The 16,832-nt window shown below is 71.2% G+C and carries 13 protein-coding genes and 1 pseudogene; 9 read left to right on the top strand and 5 right to left on the bottom strand.

Features of this window, described 5'->3' with window-relative positions; all coding sequences use genetic code 11:
• Positions 1–111: 111 nt before the first annotated feature.
• The 3 genes and pseudogenes from ACZ6TI_RS36985 to ACZ6TI_RS36975 all read left to right on the top strand — a co-directional run.
• A complete protein-coding gene (locus tag ACZ6TI_RS36985) occupies positions 112–1,335 on the top strand; it encodes a PP2C family protein-serine/threonine phosphatase (RefSeq protein ID WP_465349887.1) in 1,224 nt (407 codons plus the stop codon).
• Between the two features lie 230 nt (positions 1,336–1,565).
• Positions 1,566–4,226, top strand: coding sequence for a LuxR C-terminal-related transcriptional regulator (locus ACZ6TI_RS36980; protein ID WP_465349886.1), 2,661 nt, complete (start codon positions 1,566–1,568; stop codon positions 4,224–4,226).
• A 153-nt stretch (positions 4,227–4,379) separates the two neighbouring features.
• A pseudogene (locus ACZ6TI_RS36975) lies at positions 4,380–4,511 on the top strand (hypothetical protein); the annotation flags it as partial.
• 560 nt (positions 4,512–5,071) lie between these two features.
• Here the strand turns inward: ACZ6TI_RS36975 and ACZ6TI_RS36970 are convergent.
• Together ACZ6TI_RS36970 and ACZ6TI_RS36965 are read right to left on the bottom strand one after the other, a co-directional pair.
• The gene (locus tag ACZ6TI_RS36970) at positions 5,072–5,494 is read right to left on the bottom strand and encodes a PPOX class F420-dependent oxidoreductase (RefSeq protein ID WP_465349929.1); all 423 of its coding nucleotides are present in this window, start codon (positions 5,492–5,494) and stop codon (positions 5,072–5,074) included.
• Positions 5,424–5,792 carry a hypothetical protein gene (locus ACZ6TI_RS36965; protein ID WP_465349885.1) on the bottom strand — a complete coding sequence of 123 codons (369 nt, stop codon included), beginning with the start codon at positions 5,790–5,792 and terminating at the stop codon, positions 5,424–5,426. Before ACZ6TI_RS36965 ends, ACZ6TI_RS36970 begins: the two co-directional genes overlap by 71 nt.
• Positions 5,793–5,892: 100 nt before the next feature.
• Between ACZ6TI_RS36965 and ACZ6TI_RS36960 the strand changes: the two genes are divergently transcribed.
• The 3 genes from ACZ6TI_RS36960 to ACZ6TI_RS36950 are packed head-to-tail and all read left to right on the top strand — an operon-like array spanning position 5,893 to position 8,335.
• On the top strand, positions 5,893–6,186 hold the full coding sequence (locus ACZ6TI_RS36960) for a hypothetical protein (RefSeq protein WP_465349884.1): 294 nt from the start codon (positions 5,893–5,895) through the stop codon (positions 6,184–6,186).
• Complete coding sequence (locus ACZ6TI_RS36955; RefSeq protein WP_465349883.1) at positions 6,183–7,817, top strand: alpha/beta hydrolase; 1,635 nt, start codon at positions 6,183–6,185, stop codon at positions 7,815–7,817. Before ACZ6TI_RS36960 ends, ACZ6TI_RS36955 begins: the two co-directional genes overlap by 4 nt.
• Positions 7,814–8,335: a hypothetical protein gene (locus ACZ6TI_RS36950; protein ID WP_465349882.1), complete on the top strand. Its 522-nt coding sequence runs from the start codon at positions 7,814–7,816 to the stop codon at positions 8,333–8,335. The genes ACZ6TI_RS36955 and ACZ6TI_RS36950 overlap by 4 nt, the downstream gene beginning before the upstream one ends.
• A gap of 197 nt (positions 8,336–8,532) precedes the next feature.
• Here the strand turns inward: ACZ6TI_RS36950 and ACZ6TI_RS36945 are convergent, their stop codons facing one another.
• Positions 8,533–9,315, bottom strand: coding sequence for an SDR family NAD(P)-dependent oxidoreductase (locus tag ACZ6TI_RS36945; protein WP_465349881.1), 783 nt, complete (start codon positions 9,313–9,315; stop codon positions 8,533–8,535).
• 86 nt (positions 9,316–9,401) lie between these two features.
• Here ACZ6TI_RS36945 and ACZ6TI_RS36940 point away from each other — a divergent pair, with 86 nt between their 5' ends.
• Positions 9,402–10,259, top strand: a complete 858-nt coding sequence (locus ACZ6TI_RS36940) for a helix-turn-helix transcriptional regulator (protein WP_465349880.1) — start codon at positions 9,402–9,404, stop codon at positions 10,257–10,259.
• A gap of 389 nt (positions 10,260–10,648) precedes the next feature.
• Positions 10,649–10,918 (top strand): transposase, encoded by a 270-nt coding sequence (locus ACZ6TI_RS36935; protein ID WP_465349879.1) that lies wholly within the window; start codon positions 10,649–10,651, stop codon positions 10,916–10,918.
• A gap of 185 nt (positions 10,919–11,103) precedes the next feature.
• On the opposite strand, the gene ACZ6TI_RS36930 is transcribed toward ACZ6TI_RS36935, so the two are convergent.
• On the bottom strand, positions 11,104–12,423 hold the full coding sequence (locus ACZ6TI_RS36930; protein WP_465349878.1) for a DUF8189 domain-containing protein: 1,320 nt from the start codon (positions 12,421–12,423) through the stop codon (positions 11,104–11,106).
• Between the two features lie 62 nt (positions 12,424–12,485).
• A complete protein-coding gene (locus ACZ6TI_RS36925; protein ID WP_465349877.1) occupies positions 12,486–13,820 on the bottom strand; it encodes a DUF8189 domain-containing protein in 1,335 nt (444 codons plus the stop codon).
• 107 nt (positions 13,821–13,927) lie between these two features.
• Here ACZ6TI_RS36925 and ACZ6TI_RS36920 point away from each other — a divergent pair, with 107 nt between their 5' ends.
• The gene (locus ACZ6TI_RS36920; RefSeq protein ID WP_465349876.1) at positions 13,928–16,831 is read left to right on the top strand and encodes an AfsR/SARP family transcriptional regulator; all 2,904 of its coding nucleotides are present in this window, start codon (positions 13,928–13,930) and stop codon (positions 16,829–16,831) included.
• Position 16,832: the final 1 nt, after the last annotated feature.

Below are 16,832 nucleotides of genomic sequence, written 5' to 3'. Positions count from 1 at the left end.
CCCGGTCCAGGCGGCGCAGGCTCATTCGGCGAACCGGGGCAGGGTGGTTCGGCAACATGCAGGGGCTTCGGCCGGGTTCCCGGCTGGTCGCCGATGTATAGGGTGTTGAGCGTGGCGGGTGTTGAGGTGATGGCCGCCGACGAGCGGTTGCGCCGGTTGGAGGCGGTGACCGACGCCGCCCTCGGACACCTGGACGCCGCGGACCTGCTCGACGAACTGCTGGGACGCGTCCGAGACCTGCTCGGTGTCGACACGGTTGCCGTATTACTGCTGGATAGCCATGCGCAGCAGCTGGTGGCGACGGCGGCCAAAGGACTCGAGGAGGAGGTGCGACGCGGATTCCGGATCGCGGTGGGCCGCGGGTTCGCCGGCCGGGTCGCCGCGCTGCGCCAGCCGGTCACGTTGCCCGAGATTCGTCCAGGTGACGTGGTGAATCCGGTGCTGATCGAGGCGGGCGTGCGATCGCTGCTGGGCGTGCCAATGCTGGCCGGCGGCGAGCTGGTCGGGGTGTTGCACGTCGGCAGCCGCACACCGCGGACGTTCACCGACAACGACGTGCAGCTGCTACAACTGGTCGCCGACCGAGCAGCCGCGGCCGGAGAGATCCGCGCGCACCGGCTCGAGCAGACGGCCGCGCTGGCCTTGCAGCGCAGCCTGCTGCCGGCAACGCCGCCCAGCCTTGCGGGCATGGAGGTGGCAGCGCGATTCGTGCCAGGTCACGAGTTTGGGGTCGGTGGGGACTGGTACGACGTGTTCACGTTGCCGTCGGGATGGGTCGGGGTCGTTGTCGGCGACGTGACCGGACACGGACTGCAGGCAGCCGTAGTGATGGGCCGGATCCGCAGTGCGCTACGCGCGTACGCGTTGATCTGTGATGATCCGGCCGAGGCGCTGTCGATGCTGGACCGCAAGGTCCGGCACTTCGAAACCGCCAGCCTGGCGACTGTGCTGTACGCGATGATTGCGCCGGACCGGAGCCAGTTTGTGATCTCGCTGGCCGGCCATCTGCGACCTGTGCTCGTTGAGCCGGGCCGTTCAGCGGCTGTCGTTGAGGCAATGGTGGACCCGCCGGTCGGCGTGGAGCCGCCACGCACTCGGCGCCGCTCCACGACGCTGCCGTGGGCACGCGGTGCGGTGCTGGTGGGCTTCACCGACGGCCTGGTCGAGCGCCGCGACCGGATCATCGACGATGGAATCGGCGAACTAGTCGCCGCAGTCCGGGGTGGGTTGAGCGCGGACCAGGTGTGCGCCGAGGTGATGACAGCGATCGACACGGAGAACCCGGTCGACGACATCGCGCTGCTGGTGATCCGCCGGAGCGTCGCGGCAAGTTGACGGCGCCAAGCCGCGGACTGCAAAGTCCGGACCGGTCGGCGGCCCAAAGGGTAGCCACGATGCCGTATCCACGGTCAGTCTGCGCGAGCTGGCTGGTCGAGCCAATCCGCCGACGATCGTTACCGTGAACCGGGAAACCTCAGCTCACCGCGTGTGCGCGGGCGCCGGGTCATCACAGAAACCATAGGTAAATCAGCACGGTCGGGCCACCGGAGCGACACAATGTCCCGGTGACGGAGTGGCCGCTGGTGGGGCGGGACGAAGCCCTGGCGCGGGCCGGCAGCGTGCTTCGCCCGGCCGAGGGGGCGGCACCGGGCGGTTCGGTGGTCATCGTCGGTGCCGCCGGCACGGGCAAGACACGGCTGGCCCAGGCCGTCATGGCGGGCGCCGCTCCGGAGCGGGTGTGGCTGCTGCGTGCCGCCGGCAGCCAGGCCGCGGCCACGATCCCGTTCGGGGCCCTCGCGCCCCTGCTACCGCCGATCGAGGCGCAGCCCAATGCCCTGGCGCTGCTCGGCGCCGTCCGGCAGGATCTCGACGCCCGTGCCGCCGGCCGAGTCATCGTCCTGCACGTGGACGACCTGCAGCTGCTGGACCCGGGATCGGCCACGCTGCTGCACCAGCTGGTCACGACCGGAACCTGCCGGCTGCTGGGGACGGCGCGCAGCGGGACGCCCGTTCCCGACGCGGTGGAGTCCCTGTGGCGCGACGGCGACGCCGAGATCGTCGACCTCGGCCCGCTCGACCCGGACGGCGTCCGGACCCTGCTGGACGCCGTGCTGGGCCCGCCGGTGCTGGCCAGCACGGCGCTCACGTTGTCGCGGCGGACCGGCGGCAACCCGCTCTACCTGCGGGAGCTCGTCCGGATCGGGCTGCAGGAGGGCACGTTGTCGGCTCACGGCGGCGCATGGGTGGTGAGCGAGAGCTGGACGCCACCGGCGCGGCTGACCGAGGTGATCGGCAGTCGGCTGTCCGGCCTCGGCGCGCCGGAAACGGCGGCCGTCGAGCTGCTGGCGCTGGCAGGGACGCTGCCGCTGCCGACGCTGGAGGAGCTGACGGGGGCCGAGGCCGTCGAGACGCTGGAGGCCCTGGGCGTCGTGACCGTGACGCGGGACGGCCGACGGCTCGTGGTCCAACTCGCCCACCCGCTGTACGCCGAGGTGGTGCGCGCGGGCCTGCCGGTCACCCGCAGGCGCCGCCGGCACCGCGATCTCGCGGTCGCCGTCCAGGCGACCGGCGCCCGCCGCCGCGACGACATCCTCCGGCTGGCCACGTGGACCCTCGACAGCGACGGCGCCGTCGCGCCCGAGCTGCTCACGGAGGCCGCGCGACAGGCCGGCCAGAGGTTCGACCTGTCGCTGACCGAGCGGCTGGCGCGGGCGGCGATCGACGCCGGAGGCCCGGTCCAGGCGCGGATCACGCTCGCCGAGGCGCTGTTCCGCGGGGGCCGGGTGCCGGAGGCCAACGGTGTTCTCGACGAGGCGGCCCGGCAGGACCTGACGATGGCGGAGCGCGTCCGGCTGGCTGACACGAGAGCGCACGTGCTCGTGCTCGCCGGCCGCCAGCTGGAGGCCCGGCGGGTGCTGACCGAGGCCGCCGCCGCCGTCGATCCCGCCGTGGCCGGGCCGATCCGCACCCGGGCCGCCGTCATGTCACTGATGGCAGGCCAGATCGGCGCCGCCCGGACGATGGCCGAGCAGATCGTGGCGACCGGTGGCGGCCGGGACGATCTGCCCGACCAGCTCCGCGTTCGCGTGGACTACGTGGAGGGCATGGCCCTCGCGCTGAGCGGCCGGTGCGACGACGCCGACCGGCTGGCCGGCGAGGCACTCACCTTCCTCCAGAGGGCCGCAGACGCCCCGGTCACCCCGGAGCTGGCGCTGATCCCGCGGGTGACCGCGCGGCTCTTCGCCGGGCGGCTCACCGAGGCGGCGGAGGACGTTCGGACGCTCGAGGCCGGCATGGTCGCCCTGGGCGACCGCGAGGGCGAGGCGACGGCGGCCCTGCTCGGCGGGCGGGTGGCCCTCGCCGCCGGGGACGTGCGGGCCGCGGGGCTCATGTTCCGGCGCGCCGTGGCACTCAACCGCGACCTAGCCGACGGCGGCGCCCTGCGGTGGAGCCTCGCCGGGCAGTGCTTTTGCGAGGCGCTCCTCGGGGATCTCCTCGCCATGCGCATCTCGGCCGCGGAGATTCCCGCCACCGAACCGGAGCGGGTCGGGATCTTCGAGCCCGACCTCGTGCAGCGGGCCCTGGCCTGGGTCCACGTCACGGACGGCGACTTTGAGGCCGGCCGGGCCGTCTTGCAGGATGCCGCGGCGTCGGCCGACGAGAACGGGCAGGCGATCGTGGCGCTGCTGCTGCGCCACGACCTGCTACGGCTCGGGGACCGCTCGGTCGCGCCGGTGCTGGCGGAGTCCGCCGCGGCGGTGCAGGGCGGCTTCGCCCGCGCGGTTGGGCTACACGCGGAGGCCGTGCGGGCGGACACGGGAGCGGCGTGGTCGGTGGCCGCCGAGGCCTTCGCCGGTATCGGTGCCGCGATCGAGACGGCCGAGGTGGCACACCTGGCGTCCGTGGCCCTGCGCGCGGAGGGCCAGAGCCGCCGCGCCACGGCCACGACCCGTCTGGCGCAGGACGCCCTGTCCCGCGTCGACGGCGTCCGGACGCCGGGGCTCGTCCCGCCGGTGGGAGCACCGGGAGCCGGCCTCACGGCCCGGGAGCGCGACGTCGCCGAACTCGCCGCGCGCCGACTCACGGCGGGCGAGATCGCCGCCCGGCTGCACCTGTCAACGCGCACCGTCGAGAACCACCTGCAACGCGTCTACATCAAGCTCGGCATAGGCAGCCGCGCCGAGCTGGCCCGCACGCTCGCCCATCCCGACCACCCAGCGGGTTGAGCACTCTTTACTCAATCGCCGCCGGACTCGCTCGCGGTCAACTCTTCGCAGCCGGGGAACACATGGTTCCCCGCACGTCGCAGAGGAGCGATCGCGGTGTCCACACCGTCCTTCGTCACGCAACTGGATTGGGCGGACGCCGCCGGGCACGTCATGGGCGCCGGGACGGTGCTGCTCGCCGTGGGGTTCAGCGTCCCGCAGCTGGTGCGCATGCGGCGACGGCGGTCAGCGGCCGGTGTGAGCCTGCCGGCCGTCCTCAACTCAGCGATCAGCTTCCTGGCCTGGACCCTGTACGCGCTGGACATCGGCGACGCCTGGCTCATCGCCTCGTCCGCCATCGGCCTCCCCGGCGCCGTCCTCACCGCGGTCGTCGCCTGGCGGTGCGGCGCGTCGAGGTCGGGCCTGTGGCTGCCGGCGCTGTGGGTGGTCACGCTGGTGGTGACCCGCGTGGCCGACCTGCTGGCGACGACGTCGGCGTTCGGCGTCGCCGTCGGCGCCTCGATCGCCTGGCTGGTTCTCCCCGCCGTGGTGAAGGCATGGCTCAGCACCGACGTCTCGGCGATCGCCGCGGCGTCGTGGTGGGTGCTGGCCGCCGAAGGCGCGCTGTTCCTCGGTTACGGGCTGGTGCAGGCCGTGCTCGCCGCGACCGTGTACGGCGTGCTGTGCCTTCTGGGCTCGTTCGGCGTGCTCAGCCGCCTGGCCGTGCCGGGCCGGTCCGCGGCCTTTCGGCCCGCGCGCGTCCCGGCACCGACGGCGGCAGGATCGACGGCAAGCCGCGCCCGTGCCCATGCGCTGGTCGGCGGCGGCGATCCGGGTGGCCTTTCCGGTCGGAACGCCGGGGTCGTTCAGAACGACACGATCATGCCGACCATCGGAGGGCGTCGTAGCCGCAGCAGGCGAGCGAACCAGTTCCCCGCCCGCGACATGACATATCGGCGGGCCAACAGCTTGCGGGCCAGCGCCGTCCCGTCGCCGTCCAGCAACCGGGCCGTTCCCGTCACGCTCGGCACATCCGGCGCCACCCTCCCGCGTACGGAGCGCGGCTGCACACGCACCTGCGGGCTGTTCCGGATCCGCTTGACCTTGCCCGAGCCCGCTTCGGTCACGATCCAGAGTTCAGCACCGTGCGGTACGTGCCAGACCGGCGTGGTCACCGGGGTGCCGACCTTGCGGTAGGTGGTCAGGCTGACGTACCGGCTACGGACGATCTCCTCGGCCACGGTAATCGATCGGACAGCCCAGGTTGTGATCGCTGGGCACGCCTTCATGCAGAATCTGCGGCGCGGTCACTACGAGCTCGGAGCCGACGCCCGCCCCGCGCTGCGGGTCGCCGTAGCGTTCACCGAACTCGCCCACGCAATCTGACGAACCCGCCCGGCCGGCTCGGCACGTCTGCCATTTCTGAGGCTTGACGTTCATATCGGGGTCATGCACGATCGGCAGCCCGGCGAGCTCGGCGGGAGCGTCGAAACTACTGGTGACCACGGGCGGCGGCTCCGCAGTATCCGAGCAGCCCGCCACGCATGGTCCGCAGAGGAGCACGATGATCATGAATGAGCGGCGCACGGCGGAAGGCTAGCGACCACAAGCCTGCTTGCGAACGCCGGGACAGGTTGCCGGAAATTGATAGCCTTCTTGCTTTCGAGGTGTCTGTGCGGGGGATGGCATGGGGCAGCTTCAGGTCAACACGGCCGAGCTCAAGGCCCTAGGGGCGAAGGTCGTTCAGCAAGGCGACACCGCACGGCGAGCGGCCGCCGGGGCCGGTCCGCATCTCACGCCGGCGAATGCGGCGGGTTCACCGTGGGCGGCCCTGGCGCAGGCGGCGGTCACCGCGGCGGGCTGGTCGGAGTATCTGACCGGCTTGGCGACCCGGATCACCACGGCGGGCCAGTCGCTGGTGGACACCGCCGAGTTGTATCGGGCGGCGGATGAACGGTCCGCGGGCCGGTTACCGCGATGACTGTCACCTGGCAGGCGCTGCTGGCAGCCGACGTCGGACCGGTCCGGCAAGCAGCCCCGCAGTGGGACAAACTGGGCGCCGCACTGGAGGATCAGGCGGACGAGCTGGCCGCCGCCACCCGGTCGCTGCCACAGGCATGGCCGTCCGGGCCGGCGTCCGAGGCCGCGACCAGGCACCTGACCGGGCTCCGGCAGGAGTTGGACAACTCGTTCGTGCCGCTGCTCACGATCGCGCAGTCCCTCGCGGAGTGGGCCGAGGGCATCGCCGAACTCAAGGCCGAGGCGCAGAGCCTGACGGCGGACGCCCGCGGGCTGCACATCACCGTCGCCGGTGACGGGTCGATGAGCATGGACCCGGGCAGCTCGAACGAGTACACCGCGCGGAGCCTGTCCTCGCTGGTGCACATGCGCGACTCGATCCTGCGGCAGGCCGCCGACCTCGACAACCGGCTAGCGTCCGTGCTGGCGCAGAACACCGCGACCGCCGCGGGCACCCCCGCCGCGTACGTCGACCCGGCCACCATCCCCCCGCGGGGGAGCGACCCCGCAGCGGTCAAACGCTGGTGGGACTCCCTGACCGCGGGCCAGCAGCGCTACCTGATCATGAACAACCCGGAGCAGATCGGCTGGCTCGACGGGGTGCCGGCGTCCGGCCGCGACATCGCCAACCGCATCGTCCTGGACAACGCCGGCGAGACCACCCGCGCCGACCTCGACACGGTGAAGGCCCGTCAGGAGTATCTGCGCCGGATGCTCGAGGAAGGCAAGATCTGGGAGGTCTATCCCGACGCCTCCGACCCGCGGACCTCCTACGACATCGAGATGATGCGCCTCGGTGACCAGCAGACCGACCTGGAAGGCTCACTCAAGGGGCTGACCGCGATCGACAAACGCCTCGGCGACACCGGACTCCCGCGCGCCTACCTGCTAGGGGTGTCCACCGCCGACGACGGCAAGGCGATCGTGTCGGTTGGTAACCCCGATCTGGCCGACAACGTGGTCACCTACATTCCCGGCACTGGCTCGGACCTGTCCAAGGTCAACGGAGACATCACCCGGACCGACCGGATGGCCGCCGACGCCGCCCTCGCCGACCCAACCCAAACCACCGCAGCCGTGTACTGGCTCGGCTACGACGCCCCCGACGACATCCCCGCCGCCGGCCGCAGCTCCTACGCCGAGGACGGCGGCGAAGACCTCAACGACTTCCAGACCGGGCTGCGCGCCACCCACGACGGCGACAACCCGTCCCGCAACACGGTGCTCGGGCACAGCTACGGCTCCACCGTCATCGGCAACGGCGCAACCAGCAGCAACATCAACGCCGACGCGCTCGTCTTCGTCGGCTCGCCCGGCGTCGACGTCAACCACGCCGCCGACCTGCACGGTGTGCACCCCAGCCAGGTCTACGCCACCCGCGCCGAGCACGACATGATCGCCAGGATCCCGGACTGGGACATCATCCACGGCAACGACCCCACCCGCGACGACTTCGGCGCCACCGTGTTCACCAGCGACCCCGGCGATGAGGACAATGAAGGCGCCACCCACTCCAAGTACTGGGACAACAACAACATCGCCCGCAAGAACATGGCCTATGTGGTCACCGGCCAGACCGAGAAGCTGACATGAGATCAAAACCGTTTTTGAGTACGTCCACAGCGCTGCTCGCGGCCCTCACCCTCACGTTGACCGGATGCACCGGGAAGGACGACGACGTGCAGCCCACCGACACCCAGGCCACCGCCCTGCAGAAGGTCGAAAGGCTCGTCCAGGAGGCCTCCGCGCAGCTGCCTCAGGGCGCGAAGCTGCAGTACAACGACGGCAGCGACACCAACTCCTGCGACGACCCCACCGACAACGGCCCCGCCGGCCGGATCTTCGTCGAACACCGCTACAAGATCATCGCTCCGAACAACACCACCTGGACCCGCGACCAAATCATCACCCCCCTGGCCACCTACTGGGAGCAGCAGGGCTACAAGGTCAACAATGACAAGCGGTCCGCCCCCGACCCCACCTACAACGTCGGAGCCCCCGACGGCTACTACGCGACCGTGGACGGCTATGACCGCGGCGGCTACTTCGACTTCACCCTCACCGCCGGCTCACCCTGCATCTGGCAGAACGGCACACCCACCACGCAATGATCCGCCAAGCCCGCACCGGGCAGCAGAGCTCGCCGGCGGGCAGCCCTGGGGCAGCCGCCATCACGGCGACGTTCGCCGTGAGCAGAACATGGCAACCGAGACCGATCCGGCGAACCCGAACACGAGCCCTGCGGTGGTGAACTGTGCGTGTGATCAGGGGCATGCGGGCGGGTTGCTGGCGTGGGTGGCCTGTCCTGTCAAACGCCGGCGCCGCCGTCCACCGGCACGATCGCACCGGTCACCATCGAGGCCCGGTCGCTGAGCAGCCACGCGGCCACCTCGGCTACTTCGCGGGGCTCGGCCATCCGACCGAGCGGAATACTCGCGTTGATGCGCTCGACGACGCCCGGGGACGCCGCTTCCCACATGTCGATCATCTCTGTCGCGGTGCCGCCGGGGGTGATGCCGTTTACGCGGATCCCGTGCCGGCTCCAGGTCACGGCGGCGGTCTCGGTGATGCTGTTGAGCGCACGTTTCATCGCGCCGTACGCGGGGAGTTCCGGGTTCGCGCGGCGGCTCCCGATGCTCGAGGTGTTGACGATCGCTCCACCGTCGGTGCGGCGCATGAGTGCGGCCTCGGCCGTCATCGCTGCCCAGTGCGACCGGAAGTTCACCGCGAACTGCTGCTCGATGTCCTCGTCGCTCGTCGTGTCGAGCGGGCCGGGCTGCTGGATCGTCGCGCCGTTGTTGAACGCGCCGTCGAGCCGTCCGTGCAGTGCCTCGACGCGGTCGATGGCGGCGCGGATACTCGGGCGGTCGGCCAGGTCGAGAGCAACCGCGTCGGCGACGCCGCCGCCGGTGCGGATCTCCGCGACGATCCGGTCGAGAGCGTCGGTGCTGCGGGCGGCGAGCACGACCGCCGCACCTTCGCGTGCGAAAAGCTTTGCCGCGGCCGCCCCGATACCGCGGCTGGCGCCGGTGATGAACAGGACCTTGCCGGTGAGCAGGCCGATGGGGCTGATGTCGCTTGCGTTGGTCATGCTGCCAGCGTCGCGGCAGTCCGGATCCGGATGCAGGCACAGCCAGTACCAGGATCCGTCGCCGCGCGGCGTGCAGACTTGGGGTTATGGACAAGCACGAGCTAGGGGCGTTTCTCCGTAGTCGTCGCGAGCGGCTCCGCCCGGAGGACGTCGGCCTGCCCTCGGGCCCGCGACGCCGGACCCCGGGTCTTCGCCGCGAGGAGGTCGCGGTCCTCGCGCACATCTCCATCGAGTACTACGTGCGGCTCGAGCAGGGCCGGGCGCCGCGGCCGTCGGGCGAGGTCCTCGCCGGGATCGCCGGCGCCCTGATGCTCACGGACGCCGAATCCGATCATCTCCACGTCCTCGCGGGCACCGCGCCGAGCCGCACCGGACTACACCGCCGCGACGTCCGCCCAAGCATCCTCGCGTTGCTCGAACGGCTGCCGCAGACAGCCGCCTTCGTGACTTCGGCAACCTTCGAGGTGCTTGCCTGGAACGACCTCGCGGCCGCGCTCATGCAAGACTTCGCCGCGCTCGCCCCGCGGGACCGCAACCTCGCGCGCCGCGCGTTCCTCGGCCCGGCACCCCCCGGCGCCCCGCTGTACGGGATCTCCGATGCCACGGAGTTCCGGCTGCATGCCGCCATGGAACTCCGGGCCACCCTTGCCCGGTATCCGTCGGACCCCGCCGTGACCGACCTCGTCGCTGAGCTCCGCGACGGTAGCTCCGAGTTCGCCCGGTTGTGGGACCAGCACGATGTGCACTCCGCGCCGATGCTCACCAAGACCTTCCGTCACCCGGCCGTCGGCGAGATCACCGTCGACTGCGACTCGCTCGCCCTCACCGACCGCGACCAGCACCTCGTGCTCTACACCGCACCGCCAGGATCCCGAGACGCCGACGCGCTAGCTCTTCTGAACGTCCTCGGAGCTGGGTACATCAACGCGAATCAATCGCGCTGACCAAGCCGCCCACCGACACCCTGTCCCGACGCGGACGACGATGCAGCGGAGGTGATCCCCCGAGCCACAGGTACAGAGACAGCGTCCGACCCTCAGCGTCGAATAGAGTTATGCGGCAATATCCTCGCTCCAGGACAGGTCCATCACCACGTGTCGCCGACCGTCGAGCAACTGCACGACGGTGTACGGCTCGCCGACCGTGTCGCGTGCTCTCGCACCGGCCGACCTCAACGGGTTGATGAACACCGGCGTCCCACCCGTCGCAGCAAACGGCCGCGACCCGATTGCACGAGCGAGGTTTCGCGTCCGCGGAGGGACCTCCCGGCCCACCATCAGGAACATGTGCGAGATCTCCTCACGGCTTGCGAGCATCTCAGCGTCCTCGCCGAGTGGGTCGGGCAGTTCGCCGACCTGCCACCGGCCGCCGCGGCGACGACCTCAACGCCGGGATGAGCCTCGTCGACGCCGACGACCTCCCCACCCTGCACCGCTTCGTCCACGGCCTGGGCAAGGACCTGCCCGCCGTCGTAGCCGGGCTGACCCAGCCTTACAGCAACGGCCCTATAGAAGGCGCCAACACCAAGGTCAAGTTCCTGAAACGGCAGATGTACGGCCGCGCCGGCTTCGCTCACCTCCGCCAACGCATCCTGCTCGCGTAGGCCGATCGCCTCGACCACCGTTTCTGAGCCAGAGCCGTTGTCTTGACAGACCCCAGCGTCGCGAACACCTGCTCTGCCTGGCCCCGGTGCGCCTCGCAGAAGGAGACCAGTCGACCGGCAGTTCGTCGCTCACGAAAATGAAAGGCTGTGCGTGTACACGCACAGCCTCTCCCGAGCGAGTCCGATCAGTTGATCTGGCCGTTCAGGTCCTGCCACGTCCAGACGCTGCCGTTCCATGTGTCCTGCCACAGCGAGCCGTCGGTACCCCGGGCGTAGACGCGCAGTTGCGTGCCGTGTACGACCGCGGCCGGTGCGCCGGTGATGTGGCCGCCGACGGACTGCACCGACCACGCGGAGCCGTTCCAGATGTGCTGGCGCAGGGTGCCGTCGCTGGTGCGCACGAAGACTCGCACGGCGTTGTTGTAGACGATCGCGGACGGTGCGCTGGTGATCGCCGCGCCCACCTGCTGCCAGCTCCAGGCGGTGCCGTTCCAGGTGTCCTGCCACAGATTGCCGTCCGCGCCGCGGGCGTACACCCGCAGCTGGGTTCCCTGGGTGACCGCCGACGGTGCGCTGGTGATCCGCCCGCCGATCTCCTGCCAGTTCCAGGTGGTGCCGTTCCAGGCGTTCTGCCAGACCGAGCCGTCGGTGCCGCGGGCGAAGACGCGCAGCATGCCGTTGTGGACAATGGCCGATGGTGTGCTGGTGATCTGTCCGCCGAGGTCCTGGACGGTCCATGCCGAGCCGGTCCAGATGTGCTGTTTGAGTGTGCCGTCGGTGCCGCGGGCGAAGACGCGCAGTGTGCCGTTGAAGAGGACCGCGGAGGGGCCGCTGGTGATCTGGCCGCCGATTTCCTGCCACGACCAGGCGGTTCCGTTCCAGATGTTCTGCCAGAGCGCGCCGTCGGTGCCGCGGGCGAAGACGCGCAGGACGCCGTCGTGCACGATCGGTGACGGCTGGCCGATGAGGTCGAACTGGTACAGGTCGTACGTGTTCATCAAACTGATGACCTTGGTCGCGTAGTCGGGGTCTGTGGCGTAGTGCTTGGCGACCTCCTGGATGAAGCGGTCCGGCTCGTGGCGGTACGGCAGCGCCGACGCGTACGCCGAGCTGGTGGTCAATAGGCGGCCGTAGTCGCGGAATGAGTCGGTGGCCGAGGCGTACACCCGGAAGTAGGCGTGCTCGGTGTGGCAGGTCGGCGTGCATTCGGTGGTCTGGTAGTCGTGGCATCCGGTCGCGATCGGGCCCGGCTCGGACGCGCTGGTGCATTTGAAGCCGTAGTAGTTGCGGTCGTTGACGGTGAGCCTGCTGCCGCCCCAGCCCGACTCCAGGATCGACTGGGCGATGGCCACCGAGGCGGGGATGTCGTACTGCTGCTGGACGTTCTGCCCGGCCGGTGCGGCGAGGGCGAGGTAGTCGACCGGCGCAACGGCGAGGGCCGGGGTGGCCGGGGCGACGGTGAGGCCGGCACCGGTGATGAGGGCGAGCAAAAGAGTCTTGCGCATCTGCGTGGTCTCCCAGGGTTGGGGGGGCGGGGGCCCCGTGAGCCCCCGCCCTCGAAAGGGGGTCAGCGGATCGAGCCGCCGAGGTCCTGCCAGGTCCAGGCGGTGCCGTTCCAGGTGTTCTGCCAGAGCGAGCCGTCGGCGCCGCGGGCGTACACCCGTAGCTGGCTGCCGTGCAGCGTGGTCGAGGGGGCGCTGCTGATCGAGCCGCCCAGGTCCTTCCAGGTCCAGCTGGTGCCGTCCCAGGTGTTCTGCCACAACGCGGCGTCGCCGCCGCGGGCGTACACCCGCAGCTGGCTGCCGTGCACCACGGCCGCCGGAGCGCTGGTGATGTCGCCGCCGACCTTCTGCCAGCTCCACGCGCTGCCGTTCCAGACCGCCTGCCACAGGGCGCCCTCGGCGCCGCGGGCGAAGACGCGCAGCACGTTGTTGTAGACCACCGCCGACGGTGCGCTCGTGATCTTGCCGCCGACCTCCTGCCAGGTCCACGAGGTGCCGTTCCACATGTTCTGCCAGAGGGCGCCGTCACCGCCGCGGGCGAAGACCCGCAGCACGTTGCCGTACATCACCGCCGACGGTGCGCTGGTGATGCGGCCGCCCAGGTCCTGCCACGTCCAGCTGGTGCCGTTCCAGGTGTTCTGCCACAGCGAGTCGTCACCGCCTCGGGCGTACACCCGCAGCTGGGTGCCGTGGACGACCGCCGAGGGCGCGCTGGTGATGCGGCCGCCGAGGTCCTGCCAGGTCCAGGTGGTGCCGTTGTAGAAGTTCTGCCACAGCGAGCCGTCGTTGCCGTTGGCGAAGGTACGCAGGACGTTGTTGTGCACGATCGCGGCGGTTCCGCGGTCGACCACGACGGGCGTCGCCGGTTCGGTGGTCACGCCGGGCGGCGAGACGTAGCCGGAGATCAGCACGTTGCGGCTGCCGGAGCGGGCGGTGTCCGGGTCGATGGTGCGTTTGGTGACCTTGTCGCCGTAGTTGCCGTCGATCGTGGTGATGGTGCCGCCGCTGTTGACGGAGTAGACCACGGAGACGTGCCCGCCGGTGCCCGATCCCGGCTCGCCGTAGATCGCCAGGTCACCGGGGAGCGGGTTGCTGCGCTTGAACAGGCCGCTGTCCTGGCCCCAGCGGCCGATCTCAGTGGCCACCCAGGAGTTGGGCACCGATGAGACGCCGGCCTTGCGCCACACCCATTCGGCGAACATGGCGCACCAGCTGTACTCCCTGCACGGCCCGTACTTGGTGCAGGTGCCGGCTGACTCCGAGATGCCGATCTCGGCGTTCGCGGTTGAGGCGATGGTGTCGCGGGTGACCGCCTGTGCCGCCGTTGCCGGCACGGTCACCAGGCCCAACGCGAGGACGGAGGCCAACCCCAGAGCGCGCCAGAGTTTTCGAGAGGACATCGTGTATCCGTTCTTCCGTTGTCGGGATTTGCAACGGGGACGCTAGGAACGCCCGGTACACGAGCGGTTGGTGTTGCGTACACGACGGGGTTCGATACCTTCGGCGCGTGCGTTTCAACGTGCTCGGCGCCGTGGAGGTGTGGCGCGACGGGGAACCGGTGCCGCTCGGCCCGCCGAAACAGCGCCTCATGCTGGCGGTCATGCTCTGCTCGCCGGACGAGATGCTGTCCGTCGACGGCCTCGCCGACGTGCTCTGGGGCGCGTCGCCACCGCCTTCGGCGCGGGAAAACCTGCGGGGGTACGTCCACCGCCTGCGTTCCGCCCTCGGCCCCGAGGTCGTCACCGGAAACGGCCGGCCCGGCTACCGGCTGGCCGTCACCGGCGAGCAGGTCGACCGCACCCGGTTCGTGTCCCTGGTGGAGCGCAGCGGCGCCGCCCTGGCCGACGGAGACGCGCACGAGGCCCGCGAACACGCCGCCGCCGCGCTCGAACTCTGGCGGGGCACGCCGTTCCGCGAGTTCGATGACGTGGCGGTGCTCGCCGCGGAACGCGCCCGGCTCGAGGGCTACCGCACCACCGCGATCGAGCACCGGGTCGAGGCCGACCTGCGGCTGGGCGGGGCCGGCGAGCTGGTGCCGGAGCTGACCGACCTGCTGGACCAGGACCCGTATCGCGAACGGTTCTGTGCCCAGCTGATGCTCGCCCTGCACCGCTGCGGGCGCCGGGCCGACGCGCTGGCCGCCTACCGCCGCACCTACCGCGCGCTGGCCGACGACCTGGGCATCGAGCCGGAGGCCGACCTGCGGGAACTGCACGACGCGATGCTGCGCGGCGACGCCCCGCCGGGCCCGCAGCAGGCGGTGCGGCCGGTGCCGTCGCCCGGCAGCAGCCTGCCGCTGGACGTCGCCGACTTCACCGGCCGCCAGGAGCAGCTCGCCGCGGCCCGGATCTCGCTGGGCGACGGCGCCGCGGTCCTCACCATCACCGGGAACGCGGGCGTCGGCAAGACCTCCTTCGCGGTCCACGTCGCCCACGGGCTGCGCGAGGCGTACCCGGACGGGCAGTTGTTCGTGAGCCTGGCCGGCGCCGCCGGCCGGCCGTGCACCGCGCAGGAGGCACAGTCGCGGATGCTGCTCATGCTCGGCGTGCCGCGCCCGCAGATCCCCGCCGAGCTGGCCGCCCGCACCGACTTCTACCGCGCGCACCTGGGCCCGCTGCGGCTGCTGCTGGTGCTCGACGACGCGGTCGACGAGGCGCAAGTGCGGCCGCTGGTGCCGGGCGGCGCCACCACCTCAGTGCTGGTCACCAGCCGGCGCCCGCTGGCCGCGCTGGCTCCGGCCGCCCGGCTCACCCTGCCGGTGCTCTCCGAACAGGAGTCGGCCGCGCTGCTCGCCGCCAACGCCGGCGCGGCCCGGGTGGCGGCCGAGCCCGAGGCTGCGGCCCGCATCGTCGGGCTCTGCGGCCACCTGCCGTTGGCCATCCGCATCGTCGGCGCGAAGCTGGCCGCCAAACCGCACTGGGCGCTCTGGGAGCTCGAGCGACGCCTCGCCGACGAGCGGCGGCGCCTCGACGAGCTGCGGGTGGGCGATCTGGCGGTCCGGGCCAGCCTGGCCCTGACGTACGAGGCCTTGGAAGCCCCCGCACGGCAGGTGTTCGGGGTGCTCGGCCAGCTCAGCGGCTCCGACTTCCCGGCCTGGGTGGCCGCCACCCTGGCCGGCTCGCCGGTGACCGAGGTGGCCGACGCACTGGAGGACCTGGTCGACTGGCACATCCTCGACGTGGCGCAGCGCGACGCGGCCGGCAGGCAGCGTTACCGCCTGCACGAGCTGGTCGCCGTGTTCGCCCGCGAGCTGCGGCACTCCGGCGCTTCGACGGCCCCGCGGGAAACCGCGATGGGGCAGGCGCTGGGCACCTGGCTGACCGTCTTCGACGCGATGGAGTCCCGGCTCATCCACGAGGCGCGGGCCTACCATCACGGGCCGGACGCGTCCTACCCGCTCGGCTGGCTGCCGGCCCAGCGCTCGTCACTCGCCGAGGCCGGCGCCGACACCACCACGATGATCATGCGGACCGGTTGGGCGGTCACCGCGACCCTGGTGGCGATGTCATTCGAGCTGTGGTCGCAGTGGGACAACTGGAGCATGACCCGCACGGTGGCGCTCTACGCCGGTCGGCGCTCCGGTGACCGCCTGATCGCGGAAACCCTGGAGATCAAGATCGGCCAGGACCACCCGTGGGCCGACGCGGCCGCCGCGCTCGAGCACTGCACCGCGACGTTCCACGAGCTGGGCGAGTGGAGCTGGCACGCGGTGTCGCTGCTCAGCCTCGGCAACATCTACCGCGCCCGGGCCCGGTTCGAGCCGGCCGGCCGGGCCCTGCGCGACGCCCTGGACCGCTTCCGCGCCCTGGGCAACCGGGAATGGGAGGCGGCGGCGCACTTCAGCCGGGGCAGCCTGGCCGTGGCCGAGGGCACCCTGGACGTGGCCGTGGCGTCCTTTCGCGACTGCCACGAGATCTTCACCGACCTCGGTGACAAGCTGTGGCAGGCGTACACGCGACGCGCCCTCGGCTACGCCTACCAGCAGCACGGCCGCTACGCCGACGCGGTCACCGAGCTGGAGGCGGCGCTGCCGGTCTTCGGCGAACACGAGGACAGCATGTGGGAGGCGCACACCTCGCTCACGCTGGGCCTGGCCCGGCTTGGCCTGCGTGACAGCGACCGCGCGGCCGCCGAGCTGCGCACCAGTGTGGAGACGTTCCGCCGCTACGGCGATCCGCGCAGCGAGGCGATCGCCTTGCGTGCCCTGGCTCACGCCGAGACGAACCGTGGCCGTGCCGCCGAGGCCCGCGAGCATTTGCGGGCCAGCCAGGAGGTCTTCGCTCGCCTGGAAAACACGGTGGGCACCCCGTTGACGATGTGGGAACTGGGCGACCGGGACCGCGCCGAGGAGATCCTCACCCAGCTGGGCCTGTCTCAGCTCACTCAACGCACCGGGCCCGCCCGCACCTGAC

The organism is Actinoplanes sp. NPDC051388, assembly GCF_055586225.1.
The sequence above is the reverse complement of the archived record's forward strand: the minus strand, read 5'-3'. Positions and strand labels throughout refer to the sequence as shown.